The organism is Allobosea caraganae (assembly GCF_003351345.1).
GTDB classification, from domain to species: Bacteria; Pseudomonadota; Alphaproteobacteria; order Rhizobiales; family Beijerinckiaceae; genus Allobosea; species Allobosea caraganae.
Map to the genome: position 1 here is coordinate 95,053 of NZ_QQTO01000023.1, position 21,309 is coordinate 116,361.

Annotated in this window: 20 protein-coding genes, 1 pseudogene and 2 riboswitches; of the genes and pseudogenes, 14 read left to right on the forward strand and 7 right to left on the reverse strand. The window is 67.6% G+C overall.

Going from position 1 to position 21,309, the window contains the following annotated elements:
• Positions 1-161 precede the first annotated feature (161 nt).
• Complete coding sequence (locus DWF00_RS19265) at positions 162-425, forward strand: type II toxin-antitoxin system Phd/YefM family antitoxin (RefSeq protein ID WP_114830244.1); 264 nt, start codon at positions 162-164, stop codon at positions 423-425.
• Complete coding sequence (locus DWF00_RS19270) at positions 422-847, forward strand: type II toxin-antitoxin system VapC family toxin (protein ID WP_114830245.1); 426 nt, start codon at positions 422-424, stop codon at positions 845-847. Before DWF00_RS19265 ends, DWF00_RS19270 begins: the two co-directional genes overlap by 4 nt.
• Before the next feature lie 6 nt (positions 848-853).
• Here the strand turns inward: DWF00_RS19270 and gcvPB are convergent, their stop codons facing one another.
• The 7 genes from gcvPB to DWF00_RS19305 all read right to left on the reverse strand — a co-directional run bounded on the left by gcvPB (position 854) and on the right by DWF00_RS19305 (position 7,648).
• Positions 854-2,428: an aminomethyl-transferring glycine dehydrogenase subunit GcvPB gene (gene gcvPB / locus DWF00_RS19275; RefSeq protein WP_114830246.1), complete on the reverse strand. Its 1,575-nt coding sequence runs from the start codon at positions 2,426-2,428 to the stop codon at positions 854-856.
• Positions 2,422-2,823 (reverse strand): endonuclease domain-containing protein, encoded by a 402-nt coding sequence (locus DWF00_RS19280; RefSeq protein WP_114830247.1) that lies wholly within the window; start codon positions 2,821-2,823, stop codon positions 2,422-2,424. Before DWF00_RS19280 ends, gcvPB begins: the two co-directional genes overlap by 7 nt.
• 295 nt (positions 2,824-3,118) lie before the next feature.
• Entirely contained in the window at positions 3,119-4,462 is a 1,344-nt protein-coding gene (gene gcvPA / locus DWF00_RS19285) for an aminomethyl-transferring glycine dehydrogenase subunit GcvPA (protein ID WP_114830248.1), read from the reverse strand.
• Between the two features lie 149 nt (positions 4,463-4,611).
• Positions 4,612-4,986, reverse strand: coding sequence for a glycine cleavage system protein GcvH (gene gcvH / locus DWF00_RS19290; protein ID WP_114830249.1), 375 nt, complete (start codon positions 4,984-4,986; stop codon positions 4,612-4,614).
• A 31-nt stretch (positions 4,987-5,017) separates the two neighbouring features.
• On the reverse strand, positions 5,018-6,166 hold the full coding sequence (gcvT, locus tag DWF00_RS19295; protein WP_114830250.1) for a glycine cleavage system aminomethyltransferase GcvT: 1,149 nt from the start codon (positions 6,164-6,166) through the stop codon (positions 5,018-5,020).
• Positions 6,167-6,223: 57 nt separating this feature from the next.
• Positions 6,224-6,321, reverse strand: a riboswitch (glycine riboswitch).
• Between the two features lie 4 nt (positions 6,322-6,325).
• Positions 6,326-6,425, reverse strand: a riboswitch (glycine riboswitch).
• A gap of 99 nt (positions 6,426-6,524) precedes the next feature.
• On the reverse strand, positions 6,525-7,133 hold the full coding sequence (locus tag DWF00_RS19300) for a hypothetical protein (RefSeq protein WP_114853062.1): 609 nt from the start codon (positions 7,131-7,133) through the stop codon (positions 6,525-6,527).
• A gap of 8 nt (positions 7,134-7,141) precedes the next feature.
• Positions 7,142-7,648 carry an invasion associated locus B family protein gene (locus DWF00_RS19305; RefSeq protein ID WP_114830252.1) on the reverse strand — a complete coding sequence of 169 codons (507 nt, stop codon included), beginning with the start codon at positions 7,646-7,648 and terminating at the stop codon, positions 7,142-7,144.
• Positions 7,649-7,961: 313 nt separating this feature from the next.
• Between DWF00_RS19305 and coxB the strand changes: the two genes are divergently transcribed.
• The 12 genes and pseudogenes from coxB (at position 7,962) to DWF00_RS19360 (ending at position 21,156) form a co-directional block, all read left to right on the forward strand.
• A complete protein-coding gene (gene coxB, locus DWF00_RS19310; protein ID WP_114830253.1) occupies positions 7,962-8,849 on the forward strand; it encodes a cytochrome c oxidase subunit II in 888 nt (295 codons plus the stop codon).
• 56 nt (positions 8,850-8,905) lie between these two features.
• Positions 8,906-10,549 (forward strand): cytochrome c oxidase subunit I, encoded by a 1,644-nt coding sequence (gene ctaD / locus DWF00_RS19315; RefSeq protein ID WP_114830426.1) that lies wholly within the window; start codon positions 8,906-8,908, stop codon positions 10,547-10,549.
• A 146-nt stretch (positions 10,550-10,695) separates the two neighbouring features.
• Positions 10,696-11,622, forward strand: a pseudogene (locus tag DWF00_RS19320) (heme o synthase); the annotation flags it as partial.
• A 95-nt stretch (positions 11,623-11,717) separates the two neighbouring features.
• The gene (locus tag DWF00_RS29525; protein ID WP_181832726.1) at positions 11,718-11,888 is read left to right on the forward strand and encodes a hypothetical protein; all 171 of its coding nucleotides are present in this window, start codon (positions 11,718-11,720) and stop codon (positions 11,886-11,888) included.
• A complete protein-coding gene (locus tag DWF00_RS19325; RefSeq protein ID WP_114830255.1) occupies positions 11,888-12,481 on the forward strand; it encodes a cytochrome c oxidase assembly protein in 594 nt (197 codons plus the stop codon). Before DWF00_RS29525 ends, DWF00_RS19325 begins: the two co-directional genes overlap by 1 nt.
• A gap of 56 nt (positions 12,482-12,537) precedes the next feature.
• The gene (locus DWF00_RS19330) at positions 12,538-13,404 is read left to right on the forward strand and encodes a cytochrome c oxidase subunit 3 (RefSeq protein WP_114830256.1); all 867 of its coding nucleotides are present in this window, start codon (positions 12,538-12,540) and stop codon (positions 13,402-13,404) included.
• A gap of 171 nt (positions 13,405-13,575) precedes the next feature.
• A complete protein-coding gene (locus DWF00_RS19335; RefSeq protein WP_114830257.1) occupies positions 13,576-13,950 on the forward strand; it encodes a DUF983 domain-containing protein in 375 nt (124 codons plus the stop codon).
• The gene (locus DWF00_RS19340; RefSeq protein ID WP_114830258.1) at positions 13,947-14,714 is read left to right on the forward strand and encodes an SURF1 family protein; all 768 of its coding nucleotides are present in this window, start codon (positions 13,947-13,949) and stop codon (positions 14,712-14,714) included. The genes DWF00_RS19335 and DWF00_RS19340 overlap by 4 nt, the downstream gene beginning before the upstream one ends.
• A 61-nt stretch (positions 14,715-14,775) precedes the next feature.
• Positions 14,776-16,191, forward strand: a complete 1,416-nt coding sequence (thrC, locus tag DWF00_RS19345; RefSeq protein WP_114830259.1) for a threonine synthase — start codon at positions 14,776-14,778, stop codon at positions 16,189-16,191.
• Positions 16,188-17,531, forward strand: coding sequence for a M16 family metallopeptidase (locus DWF00_RS19350; protein ID WP_114830260.1), 1,344 nt, complete (start codon positions 16,188-16,190; stop codon positions 17,529-17,531). The genes thrC and DWF00_RS19350 overlap by 4 nt, the downstream gene beginning before the upstream one ends.
• Before the next feature lie 5 nt (positions 17,532-17,536).
• Entirely contained in the window at positions 17,537-18,148 is a 612-nt protein-coding gene (locus DWF00_RS19355) for a GNAT family N-acetyltransferase (protein WP_114830261.1), read from the forward strand.
• A 53-nt stretch (positions 18,149-18,201) separates the two neighbouring features.
• On the forward strand, positions 18,202-21,156 hold the full coding sequence (locus DWF00_RS19360; RefSeq protein ID WP_114830262.1) for an EAL domain-containing protein: 2,955 nt from the start codon (positions 18,202-18,204) through the stop codon (positions 21,154-21,156).
• The last annotated feature ends 153 nt before the right edge of the window (positions 21,157-21,309 follow it).

Genomic DNA, 21,309 nt, shown 5'->3' on the forward strand with positions numbered 1-21,309 from the left:
ATTCCATGGCGCGAGATGGCGCCATGGGAACATTCCGCGCACAGAGTCAAAGAAGCCTTAAGAGGACACGGGAAAGTGTGAACGCGCTGGCCTGCCGCGCTTGCATGGGATTTCACCGCCCATTATAGTCAAGTTGGTCATCATGATCATAGAGGCGCCCCGTGAACCGCCCCGAACCCAAAAGCTGGACCGTCGCGAACGCGAAGGCGCATTTCTCCGAGCTCATAGACAAAGCGAAGGCCGAGGGGCCGCAGATGGTGACGCGCAACGGCCGACCTGCGGCCGTGCTCGTCTCCGTGGAAGAATGGGAGCGGAAGACGGCGCGGAAGGGGACGCTGACGGAGTTCTTCCAAAATTCGCCGCTGCGCGGCAGCGGCATCGATCTGACACGCGAAGACCATCCGCCGCGCGATCTCGATCTATGAGCTTTCTGCTCGACACCAACATCATCTCGGAACTGGCCAAGCCTTGCCCGTCCGCGGGCGTCCTGCAATTTCTCGAGACGAGTGACGAGGACCGGCTCCATCTCAGCGTGATCACGCTGGCGGAACTCCATCGCGGCATCGCCTTGCTGGACGACGGGCAGCGCCAGCGGTCGCTGGCGGCTTGGCTCTCCGAGGCACTGCCCGAGCGCTTCGCCGGCCGCATTCTGGACGTGACGCCGCCGGTCGCAGCCGCCTGGGGCGAGCTGATGGCAAAGTCGCGCCGAGCCGGCACCAATCTCCAAGCCATGGACGGCCTGCTGGCTGCAACCGCGAGCGCCCATGACATGGTGCTCGTCACCCGCAACCAACGCGACTTTGCCAAGCTCGGCTTGAAGCTTCTCGATCCGTGGACGGCCGAATAGGCCGCCCTACTCCGCCGCTTCCTTCACCGGCTGCGGCTTCTCCCATTTGAGCACCGGCTGGCGCGCCGCGCGGGTCTCGTCGAGGCGGCGGATCGGGGCGTGGTGCGGGGCGGCCGTGAAGCGCGTCTTGTCGTTGCCCTTGGCCGCCATGGCGAGGTCGCGCAGCGTTGCGATGAACAGGTCGAGCGAGGCCTTCGATTCCGACTCGGTCGGCTCGATCAGCATGGCACCGTGGACGACGAGCGGGAAATAGACCGTCATCGGATGGTAGCCCTCGTCGATCATCGCCTTGGCGAAGTCGAGCGTCGAGACGCCGGTGCCCTTGAGCCAGTCATCGTCGAACAGCGCCTCGTGCATCGAGGGGTGATCCGGGAAGGGCAGCGACATCAGGTCGGACAGGCCGGCCCGGATGTAGTTGGCGTTGAGCACGGCGTCTTCCGAAGCCTGCTTCATGCCGTCCGAGCCGTGGCTGAGCATATAGGCGAGCGCGCGGACATACATGCCCATCTGGCCGTGGAAGGCGGTCATGCGGCCGAACGGATCGTTGCCCTCCGGCGCATCGGCCTTGTGCTCGACGAGGCGCGACTTGCCGTCCTCGGCATGGATGAAGGGCACCGGCGCGAAAGGCGCCAGCCGCTCCGAGAGCACGACCGGGCCGGCGCCGGGGCCGCCGCCGCCATGGGGGGTCGAGAAGGTCTTGTGCAGGTTGATGTGCATGGCGTCGACGCCGAGGTCGCCCGGACGCGCCTTGCCGACGATCGCGTTGAAGTTGGCGCCGTCGCAGTAGAAATAGGCGCCAGCCTCATGCATCGCCGCGGCGATCTCGACGATCTCAGGCTCGAAGATGCCGCAGGTGTTGGGGTTGGTCAGCATGATCGCGGCAACGTCCGGACCGAGCAGCGCCTTGACGTCCTCGACCGCGACCGTGCCGTCCGCGCGCGCCGGCACGGACTTCACGGTGAAGCCGATCAGGGCGGCAGTGGCGGGATTGGTGCCATGGGCCGATTCTGGCACGAGCACGATTTTGCGGGTCGCGCCCTCGCCCTTGGCGGCGATGGCGGCCTTGATCGCCATCATGCCGCACGCCTCGCCATGGGCGCCGGCCTTGGGGCTGAGCGCCACGGCCGGCATGCCGGTCAGGGTCATCAGGTAGCGGGCGAGCTCAAGCATCACGTCGAGCGCGCCCGGCACGGTCGAGACCGGCTGGAGCGGGTGGACGTCGGAGAAGCCGGGCAGCCGCGCCATCTTCTCGTTGAGGCGGGCATTATGCTTCATCGTGCAGGAGCCGAGCGGGAAGAGCCCGGTGTCGATGCCGTAGTTCTTCTGGCTCAGGCGCACGTAATGGCGCATCGCCTCCGGCTCGGAGAGGCCGGGCAGGCCGATGCCGTCCTGGCGCGCGTGCTTGCCGAGGCGGCTCTTGAACGGCGTCGGCTTGTCGATATCGACGCCGGTGGTCTCGTGATGGCCGATCTCGAAGATCAGCGGCTCGATCTGCTGGAGCGCGCGGTTGCCGGTGAAGGTCTCGTGGGTCTCGGCGGCGGCAGCGCCGGCCTGGGTGGGACGTCCCTGACGGTTCAGCATGAGATGGCTCCTGTCGACGGCATAGCGACGTTGTTCGATTGCGTGGCGTGGAAGATGGTCTCGATCACGCCGTCGAGGTTCTCGAAAACCTCGTGGTTCCAGAAGCGAAGTACCCGGTAGCCCTGGGCTTCGAGATAGGTCGTTCGGATGGCGTCGCGGGTCTGTCCCACCGGAAGACCGTGCTGATCGCCGTCGAGTTCAATGACGAGCTTCAGGCCGAAATGGGCGAAATCAGCGACGTAAGGCCCCATTGGAGCCTGCCGGCGGAAATGGCCTTCCGGGAGTTCGAGCTGGCGAAGCTGAGCCCAGAGACGCCGTTCCGCCGGCGTCGCCTCGCGGCGCAGGCGCCTGGCATTGGGAATGCGCGGATCCCGCCGAGTGGATGAGGACATCATTGTCCCTCCCCGGCGCTTCTGGTTTCAAAGCGAGCGACCGGTGCTGGACACGACAGGTCCCCTTCCCCCCGCTTGCGGTGGGGAAGGGTTAGGGATGGGGGGGCGTGCAGGAAGAGGCTCGAGCGGTAGACCGGGCGCAACCTACTCCCTCCCTCCGCTTGCGGTGGGGAGGGTTGGGGTGGGGGGGAGAGTCGCCAGGGTCCAAGACCGAGCCTTTTCCTGCACGCCCCCCCATCCCTAACCCTTCCCCACCGCAAGCGGGGGGAAGGGGACAGGGCGCGGCTCGTCTTCGCGTTCACGCCAAAACCTCGCCAAGCGCCGCCACGAAGGCCGCCCGGTCATCATCCGTGTTGATCTCGGTATTGGCGACGATCAGGAGATCGTCGAGCCCGGCGCCGGGCATGAGACGCGAGGCCGGCACGCCGCCGAGCACGCCCTTCTCCGCGAGAGCCTCGACCACCGCGGCAGCCGGCTTCGGCAGCCTGATGGTGAACTCGTTGAAGAACGTCTCGTTCAAGACCTTGACGCCCTTCACGCCCGCCAGCGCATCGGCGAGCTTGACCGCATTGGCGTGGTTGACCTCGGCGAGGCGCGACAGGCCGGCCTGACCGAGCAGCGTCATGTGGATGGTGAAGGCCAGCACGCAGAGGCCGGAATTGGTGCAGATGTTCGAGGTCGCCTTGTCGCGGCGGATATGCTGCTCGCGGGTCGAGAGGGTCAGTACGAAGCCGCGCTGGCCATCGGCATCGACGGTCTCGCCGCAGAGCCGACCCGGCATCTGGCGGACATATTTCGACTTGGCGGCGAAGAGCCCGACATAGGGCCCGCCGAAATTCAGCGCGTTGCCGATCGACTGGCCCTCGCCGACGACGATGTCGGCTCCCTGCGCGCCCGGCGGTGTCACCGCGCCGAGCGAGACGACCTCGGTGAAGACGGCGATCAGCAGCGCGCCATGGGCATGGGCCTTCTCGGCGATCGGCGCGAGGTCGCGCAGGTTGCCGAAGACGTCGGGCGATTGGACGACGACGCAGGAGACGCTGTCGTCGATCTGGGAGAGGATGTCCTCGCTGGCGGAGACATCGGCCGGCAGCGCCACGACCTCGTCGCTGGCCATTTCGGACAAGGTCTCGACGACCTGGGTGTAGTGCGGGTGCAGGCCACCGGAGAGCACGGCCTTGCGGCGCTTGGTGACGCGATGCGCCATCAGCACGGCCTCGGCCGTGCCGGTCGAGCCGTCATACATCGAGGCGTTGGCGACCTCCATGCCGGTCAGCGCCGCGACCTGCGTCTGGAACTCGAAGAGATATTGCAGCGTGCCCTGCGCGATCTCGGGCTGGTAGGGCGTATAGCTGGTCAGGAATTCCGAGCGCTGGATCAGGTGGTCGACCGTCGCCGGGACATGGTGCTTGTAGGCGCCGGCGCCGACGAAGAAGGGCACGGAGGTGGCAGCGACGTTCTTCGCGGCCATGCGCCCCATGATGCGCTCGACCTCGAGCTCGCCCTTGGCCCGCGGCAGATCGAGGGGCTCGGTCAGGAGCTTGCCGGCCGGAACATCGCTGAACAGCGCGTCGACGCTGGGAACGCCGATGCGCGCGAGCATGTCCTCGCGGTCGGTGTCGGTGAGGGGCAAATAGCGCATGGGGAGTTCCGTGACTGTTGATCTGCGGCGACGCCGCCTGGTTCACGCCGTCATCCCGGCCGAAGCGCCGGGATCCATCGAAGGGCGTCGCACTTTGCGATGGATCCCGGAGCGTCGCGGCTTCGCCGCTTGTCCGGGATGACCCGCGCTCAAAGGCTCTTCAGGTAGTCCTGGTATTCGGCCTCGCTCATCAGGCCGTCGAGCTCGGCGGCGTCCGTGAGCTTGATCTTGACGAACCAGCCCTTGCCAGCCGGGTCCTCGTTGACGGTACCCGGCGCAGCTTCCAGCTCGCTGTTGACCGCGACGACCTCACCGGAGACCGGGGCGTAGACCTCGGACGCAGCCTTGACGCTCTCGACCACGGCGGCCTCGCCGCCCTTGGCCAGCGCCTTGCCGATAGTGGGAAGCTCGACGAAGACGACGTCGCCGAGCTGGCCCTGGGCGTAGTCGGAAATGCCGACAGTGCCGGTGTCGCCCTCGATGCGGATGTACTCGTGGTCCTTGGTGTAGCGGGTCTCGGCCATGGTCTCTCTCCGGAGCGGAATGGAAGGGGAATCAGCGCTTGTAGCGGTTGGGCACGAAGGGCATCGGCGCGACGGTCGCTGCCAGAGGCTTGCCGCGCACGATCAGGTCGAGGCGGGTGCCCGGCGCGGAATGAGCCTTGGCGACATAGCCCATGGCGCACGGGGCATTCAAAGTGGGGCCGAAGCCGCCCGAGGTGACTTTTCCGACGATCTCGCCTTCGGGCGTGGCGATCTCGGCGCCCTCGCGGGCCGGCGCCCGCCCCTCGGGCAGCAGGCCGACGCGGACGCGGGAGACGCCGTCAGCGAACTCGCGCTGGATGCGGGCCGCTCCCGGAAAACCGCCCTCCTCGCGCCGGCGCTTCTGGATCGACCAGGTCAGCGCCGCCTCGACGGGCGAGGTCGTGGTGTCGATGTCGTGGCCGTAGAGGCACAAGCCCGCTTCGAGCCGCAGCGAATCGCGCGCGCCGAGGCCGATCGGCTTGACGCGGGCGTCGAGCAGCAGTGCGTCCCAGATCTCGCCGATCTTGTTGGCGGCGGCGGAGATCTCGTAGCCGTCCTCGCCGGTATAGCCGGAGCGGCTGAGATTGGCCTTGATGCCGGCGACCTTCATGGTGCGGGCGGCCATGAAGCCCATCTCGGCGGCTTCCGGCGCCAGCGCGGCCAGAGCCTCGGCTGCCGCCGGCCCTTGCAGGGCGATGAGGCCGCGATGCTCGGCCTTGAGCAGCTTCACATTGGCGGGCAGGCGCGGCTCGATATGGGCGTAGTCGGCAATCTTGCAGGCGGCGTTGACCACCAGCAGCAGCGCGCCATCCTCCTCGGGATCGAGCGAGCGCGTCACCATCAGGTCGTCGAGGATGCCGCCTTCGTCGTCCAAAAGCTGCGAATAGCGCTGCTTGCCCGGCGCGAGGTTGAGAATGTCGGCCGGGATCAGCGCCTCGAGCGCGCGCGCCGTGGTCTCGTGGTCGGGGCCGATCAGGAAGGCCTGGCCCATATGCGAGACGTCGAAGAGCCCGGCCTTCTCACGCGTCCAGTTATGCTCAGTGAGGATGCCGCTCGGGTACTGCACCGGCATGTCGTAGCCGGCGAAGGGCACCATGCGGGCGCCGAGCATCACATGACGGGAATGCAGCGGGGTCTTCAGCAGCGCTTCCGCGCTTGCGGCATCAGCTTCGGCTGCCATGGTGTCCCCTTCCAGAGTCGAGCGCGAGCCCCGGACGGAATGCCCGGAGCGCGCCCCCTCTGTCTTGGGACCTGAGAGATTTCCCCAACCGGCTTAAAGCCAGGCAGGTTACACCCGTCGGTGGGCGAGCCTTGCGAGCCCGCCGCTTTCCAGAGCGCCAATTCCCACGCGGTCCGTTTGCCTGAGCGTTTCCGGGGCGGTTGCGCCTTCGGCGCCGGCCTCGGATCGCTCCGAGCCCGGTCTCTCCCGCGGGGATGATGCGGCTTCTGCACAGATACAAGAGACTGAGGCCCAGTCAACCGGACCGCTGCCTCTGTTCACGGCAAACACCAGCGCTTTTCGCGCCAGCGATGACGGATCAGCGACGGCGCGCGCGCGCCGGGGTCGCGGCCCCGCCCTGGCTGAGGCCGACGATGATCTCGACATCGCCGCGGCCGGGCGGCACGACGATGCCGTCCTCGACATAGGTGAAGTCGGTGCCGCCCTGGCCGGCCGCGATCGAGCCGCCGACGCGGCCCGAACGGCGGGCGACGACGGTGGTGCCGCGCATGACCTGGGTGTTGAGCGTCGCCGAATAGGCGCCGGCGCCGCCGGCCGGGCCGAGCAGGACGCGGCCCTCGACGCCGACCTTGAGGCGGAAGCCGCCGCCGGGCCCGGTCGGCGTGCATTCGCGGGCGACGTTGAGGATCGAGATCTGGTGGCGCAGGCCGGCGCTGTCCTGGCCCGCCTGGGCGCGGATCGCGGCCCCGCCATCGGCGATGATCACCTGCGGGCAGACGAAACCGGTGTCCTGCTCGTCATCCTTCGGCAACTGCTCGGCCGGCGGCGCTGATGTCGACTGGAACATCAGGACGTTCATCGTCCGCTGCATCGCGCTCGGCTCGCCCGTGGACGAGCTCGAAGAGCCGCAACCGGCGAGGCCAAGGCAGAGCAGGGAAGCGGCCAGCAGATGGGGCCGGCGGGACATCACGTCATTCACGGCAAGCTCTCCACGCCGGGACCGAAGCCGGACAGCGAGACAGGAATGCCCACGCCCTCTTCCGGGGTCTGAAATACGATGAATGTGGCGCTTTTGCCGCCCTTGAGCTGGTTCAGCAAGGTATCGTCAATCACCACCTCGGCGACGCAGCCGGTCGTCAGGCAGCGCACGAAGCCGGCGCGGCCGATGTCCTTGTCGTCGATCTTGAGGCCGAGGCCCGAGGGCAGCAGCACGCCGAGCGGCGCGACCACGCGCAAAAGCCGGCTCTTCTGATCGGCCGTCTTCAGTACGATGACGAGGAGCGTCAGGTTCGGCCGGTCCTCGGCCGCGACGTTCTGCACGAGCGCGCATTGCTCGGTCTTCGCGCCGGGCGGCACCTCGCAGCGCATCTGCCAGTCGCCATGGGTCGCCTTCACGGCGCCCTGCGCAAATGCCCCGGTGGCCAGACAGGCCCCCGCGACCGCCAGCGCAGCCGCGACGACTGGTCGGATGATATTGCCCATCCCCGCGAATCCTCCAAACCGGCAACCAAAGCCGGACACCGCCCCCAAGCGAATTGCGTTGGGACCATGCAGGCCTTGTCCTGTCAAGGCGATAGCACCCGTGAGGCCCAACTGAACAAGTGCAAGGCCTCGCGCGATTATGCCGCACGAGATGCAGGGACGGCTCGCATTGCCCCTCTGGCGCAAGCGTGATCTTTGATTTATCGCAATGCCGAACAACGAGGCAGGCCGAAGGGCCACGCCTCGTCGCGCGTGGCCGTCAGGAGACAAGGACGGCGGCCATGACGAGCGTCACAGGAGCTATGTCGGACCGATGCGATTTCTGAGCAGGACCCTTGCAACCGTGGCCGCCGCGGCCCTTGCCGTCGGCGTGGCGTCGCTCCTTCCTGAAAGCGCCCTTGCCGGAACCGGCATGCCGAGCGACTGGCAGATGAACCTTCAGGGTCCCGCGACCGAGGTCGCGGAATACATCCACTGGTTCCACGACTGGCTCAACGTCATCATCTTCATCATCTCGATCTTCGTGCTCGGCCTGCTGATCTACGTGGCCTGGCGCTTCAACGAGAAGGCCAACCCGGTCCCCTCGAAGACGACGCACCACGCGCTGCTCGAAGTGGCCTGGACGGTCATCCCGGTCCTGATCCTGGTCGTGATCGCCATCCCGTCCTTCCGCCTGCTCAAGCTCCAGCTTGAGATCCCGCAGGCCGACCTCACCGTGAAGGTGACCGGCAAGCAGTGGTACTGGTCCTACGAGTACCCGCAGGAGGGCGCCGCCGCCTTCGGCTTCGATTCGCTGATGCTCGACGAGAAGCAGCGCGCCGAGGCGATCTCCAGCAACAAGATCGCCGCCGCCGAGGCGCCCCGCCTGCTCGCCGTCGACAACGAGGCCGTGGTCCCGGTCGGCAAGGTCGTGCGCGTCCAGGTCACCGGCGCCGACGTGATCCACAAGTTCACCGTGCCGTCCTTCGGCATCAAGATCGACGCGATCCCGGGCCGCCTGAACGAGACCTGGTTCCGCGCCGACCGCGAAGGCATCTATTACGGCCAGTGCTCGTTCATCTGCGGGCAGAACCACTCCTACATGCCGATCGCGTTCCGCGTCGTCAGCGCCGAGCGCTATGCGGCCTGGCTCGCCGAATCGAAGCAGAAATTCGCCAATGCGGGCGACGCGACCGGCAAGGTCGCCGCCGCGGCGCAGTGAACCGAACCTGATTGACTGAACTCTCGCGAATGATTTCGCACGAGGAGACCAAAGCGATGGCAACCGCGGCTCCGCACGCTGACGACCACGGGCACGACGCTCACGGACATGACGAGGCCCACGCTCACCCGACCGGGTGGCGGCGCTGGCTGCTGTCGACCAACCACAAGGACATCGGCACGCTCTATCTGGTGTTCTCGATCATGGCCGGGCTGGTCGGCGGCTTCCTCTCGATCATGATGCGCATCGAGCTGCAGCAGCCCGGTTTGCAGATCTTCTCGAACCCGCAGACCTACAACGTCTTCGTCACCGGCCACGGCCTGATCATGATCTTCTTCATGGTCATGCCCGCGCTCATCGGCGGTTTCGGCAACTGGTTCGTGCCGCTGATGATCGGCGCGCCGGACATGGCCTTCCCGCGCATGAACAACATCTCGTTCTGGCTGACGGTGGCCGGCTTCGTGCTCCTGATCATCTCGATGTTCGTGCCGGGCGCGCCGGGCGCCAATGGCGTCGGCACCGGCTGGACGATCTATCCGCCGTTCTCGTCGGCCGGCCATCCTGGACCTTCGGTCGATTTCGGCATTCTCGCGCTGCATCTGGCGGGTGCGGCCTCGATCCTGGGCGCGATCAACTTCATCACCACGATCCTGAACATGCGCGCTCCCGGCATGACCATGCACAAGATGCCGCTGTTCGCCTGGGGCGTGCTGGTCACCGCCTTCCTGCTGCTGCTGGCCCTGCCGGTTCTCGCCGGCGCGATCACCATGCTGCTGACCGACCGCAATTTCGGCACGACCTTCTATGACCCGGCCGGCGGCGGCGACCCGATCCTGTACCAGCACCTGTTCTGGTTCTTCGGCCACCCCGAAGTGTACATCATGATCCTGCCGGCCTTCGGCATCGTCAGCCACATCATCTCGACCTTCTCGAAGAAGCCGATCTTCGGCTATCTCGGCATGGCCTACGCCATGGTCGCGATCGGCGTCGTCGGCTTCATCGTGTGGGCGCACCACATGTACACCGCCGGCCTGTCGCTCAACACGCAGCGCTACTTCGTCTTCGCGACGATGGTCATCGCGGTGCCCACAGGCATCAAGATATTCTCCTGGATCGCGACGATGTGGGGCGGCTCGATCCGCTTCACCGCGCCGATGCTCTGGGCCGTCGGCTTCATCTTCCTGTTCACGGTCGGCGGCGTCACCGGCGTCGTGCTGGCCAATGCCGGCGTCGACCGCTCGCTGCACGCGACCTACTACGTCGTGGCCCATTTCCACTACGTTCTGTCGCTCGGCGCCGTGTTCGGCATCTTCGCCGGCTTCTACTACTGGTTCCCGAAGATGTCGGGCTACGTGATCCCGGACTGGATCGGCCGCCTGCATTTCTGGGTCGCCTTCATCGGCGCCAACGTGCTGTTCTTCCCGCAGCACTTCCTGGGCCTGGCCGGCATGCCGCGGCACTATGCGGACTATCCGGACGCCTTCGCGCACTGGCATCTCATCTCGTCGATCGGCTCCTACATCTTCGCCGCCGGCCTGCTGATCTTCTTCTACGGCGTGTTCACCGCCTTCTCGCGCAAGGAGCTAGCCGGCGACAATCCGTGGGGCGAAGGCGCGACGACGCTGGAATGGACCCTGTCCTCGCCGCCGCCGTTCCACCAGTTCGAGGTCCTGCCGCGCATCACCGGCTCGGACCACTAAGACGAGAATTCGGCGGCGGGCTTCGTTGCCCGCCGCCGCCTCTCTCCCGAGCGCCTCATCCGAGGCTTTCCGGAGACGGGCGGCCCAGCTGCTCCTGAGTTTACCCGGCCCATACGGCCGCCGACGGAAGTGAAACGACAGAACCGATGTCCGCTGCGTTCGACAGGCTTGACCCCCGCTCCGACGGCGTCGCGCTGACCTCCAGCGGCGAGGCGCGCGACTTCTTCGAGCTGCTCAAGCCGCGCGTGATGTCGCTGGTGATCGTGACGGCGCTGGCCGGCATGGCGACCGCGCCGGGCTCGGTGCATCCGGTGATCGCCCTCGCCTCGCTCCTGGCGATCGCGGTCGGCGCCGGCGCGTCGGGCTGCCTCAACATGTGGTACGATGCCGATATCGACGCGCTGATGAGCCGCACGGCCAAGCGCCCGATCCCGTCCGGCCGCATCCTGCCCTCGGAGGCGCTCGCCTTCGGCCTGACCCTGTCGATCGGCTCGGTCCTGGTGCTCGGCCTCGTCGCCAACCTGCTGGCGGCGGGCATGCTGGCCTTCACCATCTTCTTCTACGCCGTCGTCTACTCGATGTGGCTGAAGCGCTGGACGCCGCAGAACATCGTCATCGGCGGCGCGGCCGGCGCCTTCCCGCCCATGATCGGCGAGGCCGTGGTCACCGGCGATTTCGGCATGCACTCGCTCGTGCTCTTCGCCATCATCTTCCTGTGGACGCCGCCGCATTTCTGGGCGCTCGCGCTGGTGAAGTCGGCCGACTACGCCCGCGCCGGCATCCCGATGCTGCCCAACGTCGCCGGCCCGGCCGCGACCCGCCGGCAGATCGTCGCCTATTCGCTGGTGATGGCGCCGGTCGCCGTGCTGCCGGCGCTGATGGGCTTTGGCGGCTGGCTCTACCTCGTCGTCTCCGTCGTGACCGGGCTGATGATGATCGGGCTGGCGCTGCGCGTGCTGGTCCGGACCGAGGGCGAGCCGGCGAAGAAGGCGGCCTATGCCCTGTTCGGCTTCTCGATCCTCTACCTCTTCCTGCTCTTCGCCGTGCTGCTGGTCGAGAACGGGCTTGGCCTGAAATGGCCGCTGCCGGTCTACTACACGCTCGGTGGCAGCATGCCGCTGGCCGAGGGTGCGCTCGAACTCTTCCGGGCCCTGCCCAAGGTGCTGGGATGAGTGGAAACCCGCAACGCCCGACGCCGCCGGCCTTCTCGCCGGAGGACATGGCGCGGCGCCGGCGCCGCTCGATCGCGCTGGCGCTGGTGCTCGGCGCGCTCGTGGTGTTCTTCTTCGTGGTCACGCTGGTGAAGACCGGCCCCGCCATCATGAACAGGCCGCTGTGATGAGCGCGATCCCCTCCTCCCAGGCAGCGAAAGTCAGGCGCACCGCGCTGATCTGCGCCGGCGTCGCCATGGGCATGACCGGGCTCGCCTTCGCCTCGGTGCCGCTCTACGACCTGTTCTGCAAGGCGACCGGCTTCGGCGGCACGCCGATGGTCGGCACGGCTGCGACGGGCACGGTCCTCGATCGCAAGATGACGGTGCGCTTCGACGCGAATGTCTCGCCCGGCCTCGGCTGGCGCTTCGAGGCGGAGAGCCCGGAGATCAACTTCCGCGTCGGCCTGACGCAGACGGTGTTCTACAAGATCACCAACACGATGAACCGCGCCTCGACCGGCATCGCGACCTTCAACGTCACGCCGACGCAGGCGGCCGCCTATTTCGTCAAGATCCAGTGCTTCTGCTTCACCGAGCACACGCTGCAGCCGGGTGAAACGATGGAAGCGCCGGTCGTGTTCTACGTCGATCCGGAGATCGCGCAGAACCGCGATCTCAACGGCGTCAATTCACTGACATTGTCCTATACCTACTTTCCGTCCAAGAACGGCCAGCCGGTCGCGGAGAGCAAGGGTGACGCGGGCAAGTCGAACTTATAAGAGCTGCGCCAGCACCAAGCGCTGAGCAGCAGAGTCGGACGCGGAGACACAGTACGATGGCCGGGGCCCATACGAAGCACCACGACTACCACCTCGTCGATCCGAGCCCGTGGCCGATCGTCGGCGCCACCAGCGCGACGATCATGGCGATCGGCGCGGTGATGTGGATGAAGGCGCTGCTGATCGGCGGCATGAAGCTCGGCCCGATGGTGTTCTTCGCCGGCCTGCTCGGCGTGCTCTACACCATGCTGTCCTGGTGGATGGACGTCGTCCGCGAAGCCGAGCACGAGGGTCACCACACCCGCGTCGTCCAGCTGCACCACCGCTATGGCATGCTGATGTTCATCGCCTCCGAGGTGATGTTCTTCGTCGCCTGGTTCTGGGCCTTTTTCGACGCCAGCCTGTTCAGCTACGAGCCGATCAACTTCCTGCGCCACGACTTCACCGGCGGCACCTGGCCGCCGAAGGGCATCGAGACCTTCGATCCCTGGCACCTGCCACTGCTCAACACGCTGATCCTGCTGACCTCCGGCACGACCGTGACCTGGGCGCACTACGCGCTGATCCAGGGCGACCGGACCGGCCTGAAGCAGGCGCTCTGGCTCACGGTGATCCTCGGCATCCTGTTCACACTGACCCAAGCCTACGAGTACTCGCACGCCACCTTCGCCTTCAGCGGCCATATCTACGGCGCGACCTTCTTCATGGCGACCGGCTTCCACGGCGCGCATGTGATCATCGGCACGATCTTCCTGGCGATCTGCCTGTACCGGGTCTATCTCGGCCACTTCAAGCCGGACCAGCATCTCGGCTTCGAGTTCGCCGCCTGGTACTGGCACTTCGTCGATGTGGTCTGGCTGTTCCTGTTCGCCGCCATCTACGTCTGGGGCGCCGGTGGTGGCGTCGCAGCCGGCGCTCACTGAGCATGTTCCGCAAAAGTGGAATGCACTTTTGCGATCAGAACATGCTCCATAGTTGAGTGGCGCGAATTCCTGTCGTTCGGCCGTTCCGGCCGAACGGAAAGCGCGCGCCTGGCCGCAGGACTCATTCGAAAGGCGGCCGCAAGGCCGCCTTTCGTGCTTAAGGAGACGTACATGGCCGACTGGCACGGGACCTCGCCCTCGCCCTATTCGACCGGGCTGGCCGGCCGCTGCCCGCGCTGCGGCGAGGGCAAGCTTTTCGACGGCTACCTGAAGGTGCGCCCGCGCTGCGCCGCCTGCGGGCTCGACTTCGCCTTCGCCGATTCGGCCGATGGCCCGGCCGTGTTCATCATGCTGATCGCCGGCTTCCTGGTGCTGGGCCTGGCGCTCTATGTCGAGATCGCCTACGAGCCGCCGATCTGGCTGCACCTGGCAATGTGGCTGCCGCTGGCCGTGATCGTCTGCCTCGCCCTGCTCCGGCCGATGAAGGGGCTCGCGGTCTCCCTGCAATACGCCAACAAGGCCGGGCAAGGCAGGCTGGACAGGTGAGCGCCATCGACACGCCCGCGCGGCCGCGCCTGCTGCTGCCCGCCATCCTGACCATCGCCGGGACGCTGGTCCTGTGTGTGCTCGGCATCTGGCAGCTCGAGCGCATGGGCGAGAAGCACGCCTTCATCGAGCGCCTCACCACCCAGGCCATGGGCCAGCCTGTGCCAGTGCCGGCCTCGTCGAGCTGGGCCGCGCTCGACCCCGCCAAGCTCGACCTCACCCATGTGACGGCCAATGGCAGCTTCGTCGACGGCCCAGTCGCCGGGGTGCGCACCACGATCGCCGCCGGCCCTCCCGGCACGCGCCAGCTCTCGGGCTTCGGCCGCTGGATCTTCCAGGGCTTCAAGCTGGAGGATGGCGGCACGATCCTGGTCAATCGCGGCTTCGTGCCGGAGAGCCGCTTCAGCGAGATCAAGCCGGCGACAGGGCCGGCCAAGATCAACGGCTTCCTGCGCGCGCCCGAGGCGCGAAACAGCTTCACGCCGGCCGACCTCCCGGCCAACCGCGAGTTCTATACGCGCGACCCCGGTGGAATCGCGGCCTCGCTCGCCCTGCCGCCGGCGCCGTTCTACCTGGAGGCGGAGCGCCAGGGCGACGGCCTGACGCCGCCGGCCGGCGTCGACGTCAAGGAGCTGATCGAGCGCATTCCGGACAACCACCTGCAATATGCGTTGACCTGGTTCGGGCTGGCGCTGACGCTGATCGGCGTGTTCACGGCCTTCGCCTGGCAGGGGCGGCGCAAGCCGGCAACCGGCGCACCGTAAAATTTTGCCGAAAGCCGCCGCCGGGCCTATAGCAACAGACACCATCACCGAGAGCGACGCCGTGCTGCATGTGTCCACCCGGGGAGAAGCGTCCCCACTCGCCTTTTCCGATGCGCTTCTGGCCGGGCTCGCCCGCGACGGCGGGCTCTATGTGCCGAAAGCCTGGCCGGGCCTGACAGCGGACGAGATCGCGGGCTTCGCCGGGCAGAGCTATGCCGAGGTGGCCGAGCGCATCATCGGCGCGCTGGCCGATGGCGACATCGAGGGCAAGGCGCTGGGCGAGATGATCCGCGAGGCCTATGCCGGCTTCCGCCATCCGGCCGTCTGCCCGCTGACGCAGATCGGCGACAACCTCTTCGTGCTCGAGCTCTTCCACGGCCCGACGCTCGCCTTCAAGGACGTGGCGATGCAGCTGCTCGGGCGGCTGATGAACCATGTGCTCACCCTGCGCGGCGAGCGCGCCACCATCGTCGGCGCAACCTCGGGCGATACCGGCGGCGCGGCGATCGACGCGTTCAAAGGGCTCGAGCGCGTCGACATGTTCATCCTCTACCCGCAGGGCCGCGTCTCCGACGTGCAGCGCCGGCAGATGACCACGGTCGATGCGCCCAACGTCCATGCGATCGCGGTCGAGGGCACGTTCGACGATTGCCAGAACCTGGTGAAGGCGATGTTCAACCATCACGCCTTCCGCGACGAGCTCGGCCTCTCCGGCGTGAACTCGATCAACTGGGCCCGCATCGCGGCCCAGGTGGTCTATTACTTCACCGCGGCGGTCTCGCTCGGCGCGCCCGCCCGGAAGGTCTCCTTCGCGGTGCCGACAGGCAATTTCGGCGACGTGCTCGCCGGCTGGGTGGCCAAGCGCATGGGGCTGCCGATCGAGCGGCTGATGATCGGCACCAACAGCAACGACATCCTGACCCGTACGCTGCAAAGCGGCGCCTACGAGATGCGCGGCGTCTCCGCCACGACCTCGCCCTCGATGGACATCCAGATCTCCTCGAATTTCGAGCGGCTGCTGTTCGAGGTGCATGGCCGCGACGGCGCCACCGTGCGCCGGCTGATGCAGTCGCTGCAGCAATCCGGCCGCTTCGAGATCGCGCCCGAGCCGCTGGCGCGCATCCGCGCCGAGTTCGACGCCACCGCCGTCTCCGAGGCCGAGACCGCGGCCGAGATCGGCCAGACCTGGCGCGAGGCCGGCTACCTGCTCGATCCCCATAGCGCGATCGGCGTCGCGGCCGCCCGGCGCGGGCTGAAGCTCGACCCGGCGACGCCGGTGGTCGTGCTCGGCACGGCGCATCCGGCCAAGTTCCCGGTGGCGGTCGAGGCGGCGAGCGGCGTCGTGCCGACCCTGCCCGCCCATCTCGCCGACCTGATGGAGCGTGAGGAGCGCGTCACCTTGCTGCCGAACGACCAGAGCCAGATCGAGAGCTTCATTCGCCAGAATGCCCGCACTGTCCGGGGGGCCGCGGCATGATCGCCAAGGGCCCCGCCGAGGCAGCGGAAGTGGCCGCCCAGGCCTCGCGGCCCGTCGGCGAACATGATCCCGATGTCGGCCTGACCACGTTGCCATCGGGCCTGCGCATCGTCTCGCAGCGCATGGACCATGCGGTGACCGTCTCGCTCGGCATCTGGATCGGCGCCGGCGCCCGCGACGAGCTTCCCCACGAGCACGGCCTGGCGCATCTGCTCGAACACATGGCGTTCAAGGGCACGGCGCGGCGCAGCGCCCGCGAGATCGCCGAGGAGATCGAGAGCGTCGGCGGCGACCTCAACGCCGCGACATCAGTCGAATACACCTGCTACACCGCCCGCGTGCTCGGCCAGGACCTGCCGCTGGCGGTCGACATCCTCTCCGACATCCTCACTGCGCCGGCGCTCACCGAAGAGGAGCTCGCCCGGGAGAAGGGCGTGATCCTGCAGGAGATCGGCGCGGTGCAGGATACGCCGGACGACCTGGTCTATGACCGCTTCCTGCAGGCAGCCTTCCCCGACCAGCCGCTCGGCCGGCCGATCCTGGGCACGGCCAAGACGGTGAAGAGCTTCACGCCGGCCGCGATCCAGGCCTATCTGGCGCGCAACTACCATGCCGGCAACATGGTGCTGGCTGCCTCCGGCGCCGTCGATCACGACGAGCTCGTCGCGCTGGCGACGGAGCGGCTGGCCGCGCTTCCGGCCGGCCCGAAGGCTCCGCCCGACCGCGAGGGCGGGCATTATCGCGGCGGCGAGGCGCGGATCGAGGGCGACGAGGAGCAGGTCCACCTCGTGCTCGGCTTCCCCGGCCTGCCCTTCCGCGACGGCGCGCATTACCCGCTGCAGATATTCTCCTCTGTGCTCGGCGGCGGGCTGTCGTCGCGGTTGTTCCAGGAGGTGCGCGAGCAGCGCGGCCTGGCCTATTCGATCGACGCATTCCACTGGCCCTTCTCCGATTGCGGCGTCTTCGGCATCAGCGCCGGCACCGCGCCGGAGGATGTCGGCGAGTTGGTCGAGGTCGCGCTCGCCTGCCTGCGCCAGGCGGCGGAGGACGTCACCGAGGCCGAGGTGGCGCGCGCCCGCGCCCAGATGAAGGTCGGCCTTCTCGCCTCGCTCGAAAGCCCGGGCGGCAAGCTGGAGCAGATGGCACGCCAGGTGCTTGTCTTCGGCCGCGCCATCCCGCGCGAGGAGCTGGCGCAGAGGCTCGATGCCGTGACGCTCGATGATGTCCGCGCCGCCGGGCGCTCGCTGCTCGGCCAGGAACCGACCATCGCCGCAGTCGGGCCGCTTGGCGGCCTGCCGCCGGCCGAATGGCTGCGGCAAACGGTGCGGCTGGAGGCCTGACCGGCATGGCGCTGTTCCGCTTTTCGACCGATCCGCCGACGCGACCGCTGGTCCGCACGCCCAACCTGGTGCTGCGCGCGCCGCAGGCGACCGACTATGCCGCCTGGGCCGTGCTGCGCATGGAGAGCCGCGACTTCCTGACGCCGTGGGAGCCGGTCTGGAACGAGGACGACCTGACCCGCACCTCGTTCCGGCTCAGGGTCAAGCGCGCCGCCCGCGAGATCGCCACCGACGAGGCCTACTCGCTGTTCATCGTCGATGGGCAATCAGACGCCCTGCTCGGCGGGCTGACGCTCGGCTTGGTGCGGCGCGGCGTCGCGCAGGCCTGCACGCTCGGCTACTGGATGGGCCAGCGCCATGCCGGCAAGGGCCATATGACCGAAGCCGTGCGCGGCGCGCTGCGCTTCGCCTTCTCCGACCTCGCGCTGCACCGGGTCGAGGCCGCCTGCCTGCCGAATAACGAGCCGTCGCGGCGCCTGCTGGAGCGCGTCGGCTTCCGGCGCGAGGGCGAGGCGCGGGCCTATCTGCGCATCAACGGCCAATGGGCCGACCATCTGCTCTACGGCATCCTTTCGACCGACAGGATCTCCGGCGGCAGCGATGCCGGCGCACGATGATCCATAGCGGCCCGCTCCTGCCTTGCCCTCGCCATGAGCGGTCGATACGACTGATGGTTCATAGCTGTATTATAGCGTTCCATCCTATCTCCGAGCCGCGCTTGTCCCTCTTCGACCGTCTCCTCCGGGCTGGCCTCGCCGTCATTTGCCTCGCTCTCCTGCTCCCGCTGACATTCGCCGCCCCGGCGAATGCGGTGGAGGCCGTGCGCGTGCCCGTCGATGCGCCGGTCATCGACTTGACCCATGTGGTCGAGCGCAACAAATCCGATGGCGACGTCATCCAGATTTCGACCGCGCCGGGGCCGGACGGCATCGTCAGGCGCATCGCGGTCAGGGCGCGCGAATCAGGTGCGCGGCCGGACTGGATCGTCTTCGCGCTGACCAATGATTCCGACGAGCAGATCGACCGGCTGCTGGTCGCGCCGTTCCACCGGCTGATCGGCTCGGGCGTGATCTGGCCCGACCTCGGCGACACCCGCATCGAGGCGATCACCGCCAGCCAGGGCCTCCGGCCCGAGCGCGAGGAATCGCCCGACGCCGACGTGTTCATGATCACGCTCGACCCCGGCACGACCGTGACCTTCGTGGCCGAGCTGAAATCGCCCAACCTGCCGCAGCTGTATTTGTTCGAGCAGGAGGCCTATCGCCAGAAGACCAACGGGCTGACGCTCTACAAGGGCATCATCATCGGCATTGCCGGCCTGCTGGCGCTGTTCCTGACCATCATCTTCGTGGTCAAGGGCGCGGTGATCTTCCCGGCCGCCGCCGCGCTGGCCTGGGCCGTGCTCGCCTATGCCGGGCTCGATTTCGGCTTCTTCCAGCGCATCTTCCCGCTGACGCCGGCGATCGAGCGCATCTACCGCGCCGGCGCCGAGGTGGTGCTGGCGGCGACGCTGCTCGTCTTCCTCTTCGCCTATCTCAACCTGTCGCGCTGGCATGTGCGCTACAGCCACGTCACCATCGTGTGGATCCTCGGGCTGATCGGCCTCGTCGGGCTCGCGGTCTTCGATGCGCCGATGGCGTCAGGCATCGCGCGCATCTCGATCGCGGCCGTCGCGGCCGTCGGCTTCGTGCTGATCCTGCATCTGGCGACGCATGGCTACGAGCGCGCGGTGATGCTGATCCCGACCTGGTTCCTGCTGGCGATCTGGGTGACAGCGGCCGGCTTCACCGTCACCGGCCAGTTCTCGCGCGACCTCGTGGCACCGGCACTGGTCGGCGGGCTCGTGCTGATCGTGCTGCTGATCGGCTTCACCGTGATCCAGCACGCCTTTGCCGGCGGCGCGCTGGCGCAGGGTCTGGTCTCCGACACCGAGCGGCGGGCGCTGGCGCTGTCCGGCTCCGGCGACCTCGTCTTCGACTGGGACGTCTCGGCCGACAAGATCTTCGTCTCGCCGCAGACCGAGACCCTGCTCGGCCTGCCGCGCGGAGCGCTCGAAGGCTCCGCCTCGCGCTGGCTCGAATACATGCACGTCGCCGACCGGGATCGCTACAGGGTGACGCTCGACGCCGTGCTGGAGCAGCGCCGCGGCAAGCTCCAGCTCGATTTCCGGTTGCGCGCCTCGAGCGGCGCCTATCACTGGTTCAACCTCAAGGCCCGGCCGGTGATCGGCTCCAACGGCGAGGTCATCCGCGTCATCGGCACGCTCTCGGACGTCACCGAGCAGCGCACCGCGCAAGAGCGGCTGCTGCACGACGCCGTGCACGACAACCTGACCGGCCTGCCCAACCGCAAGCTGTTCCAGGACCGTCTCGGCGCAGTCTTCGGCTTCGTGCGCGCCGATGACGGCATCCGCCCGACCGTGATCGTGATCGACATCGACCGCTTCAAGCAGGTCAACGAATCGGTCGGCTTCTCCGCCGGCGACTCGATCCTGCTGACGCTGGCGCGGCGGCTCGGCCGGCTGCTGCGCGCGCAGGACACGCTCGCCCGCATCGGCGGCGACACCTTCGCGATGATCCTCGTTTCCGAGCGCGATCCCGAGCGCATCCTCGCCCTGGCCGAGCTGGTGCGCCGCGCCGTCTCGACGCCGGTGACCTTCGCCGAGCGCGAGATCTTCCTGACGCCCTCGATCGGCCTCGCCCTGTTCGACGCCGCGCCCGCGGCGCGCAAGGACGACGCGCTGAAGAATGCCGAGCTCGCCATGGCCCATGCCAAGCGCCAGGGCGGCAACAAGATCGAGGTCTTCGTGCCGGCGATGCGGACCGACCGCAACGACCGCCTGGCGCTCGAAAGCGATCTGCGTCGCGCCATCGAGCGCGGTGAGATCCAGGTGATGTACCAGCCGATCGTCCGGCTGGAGGACCGCACCATCGCCGGCTTCGAGGCGCTGGTGCGCTGGGACCATCCGCGCGAGGGGCGTCTCCTGCCGCAGGACTTCCTCGCCATCGCCGAGGAGACCGGGCTGATCGTCGATCTCGGCGTCTACGTGATGGACCGCACGGCGCGCGAGCTTGCGGCCTGGCAAGCGGCGCTCGAAGTCGACCCGCCGATCTTCGCCAGCGTCAACGTCTCCAGCCGCCAGTTGCTGCGCCACGACCTGCTGCACGATGTGAAAACCGTGCTGGCGCGCCGGCGCGTGCTGCCGGGCACGCTCAAGCTCGAGATCACCGAAAGCCTGGTGATGGAGAACCCGGAATATGCCGCGCAGATGCTGAGCCGCATCCGCGAGCTCGGCGCCGGCCTGTCGCTCGACGATTTCGGCACCGGCTACTCCTCGCTGTCCTACCTCCAGCGCTTCCCCTTCGACACGATCAAGGTCGACCAGAGCTTCGTCAGACAGATGGGCAACGGCAAGCCGCCGGTGATCCTGCGCTCGATCGTCCAGCTCGCGGCCGACCTGCGCATGGACGTCGTGGCCGAGGGCGCCGAGACCGAGTCGGACGCGATCGAGCTCTACCAGCTCGGCTGCCAATACGCGCAGGGCTACATCTTCGGCCAGCCGATGACGGCGGCGGAGGCGAGACGGCTGGTGGGCGCGAGCAGCTCGTCGTCGGAAGCGGCGTAAACCCTCTCCCCCGTTTTTCCCTTCTCCCCTCGGGGGAGAAGGTGGCAGCGCGAAGCGCTGACGGATGAGGGAAGTCAAAGCCTAAACAAGAAAAAGGGCCACTGGCGCGCCCCTTCCCTCATCCGTCGCCTTTGGCGACACCTTCTCCCCCGA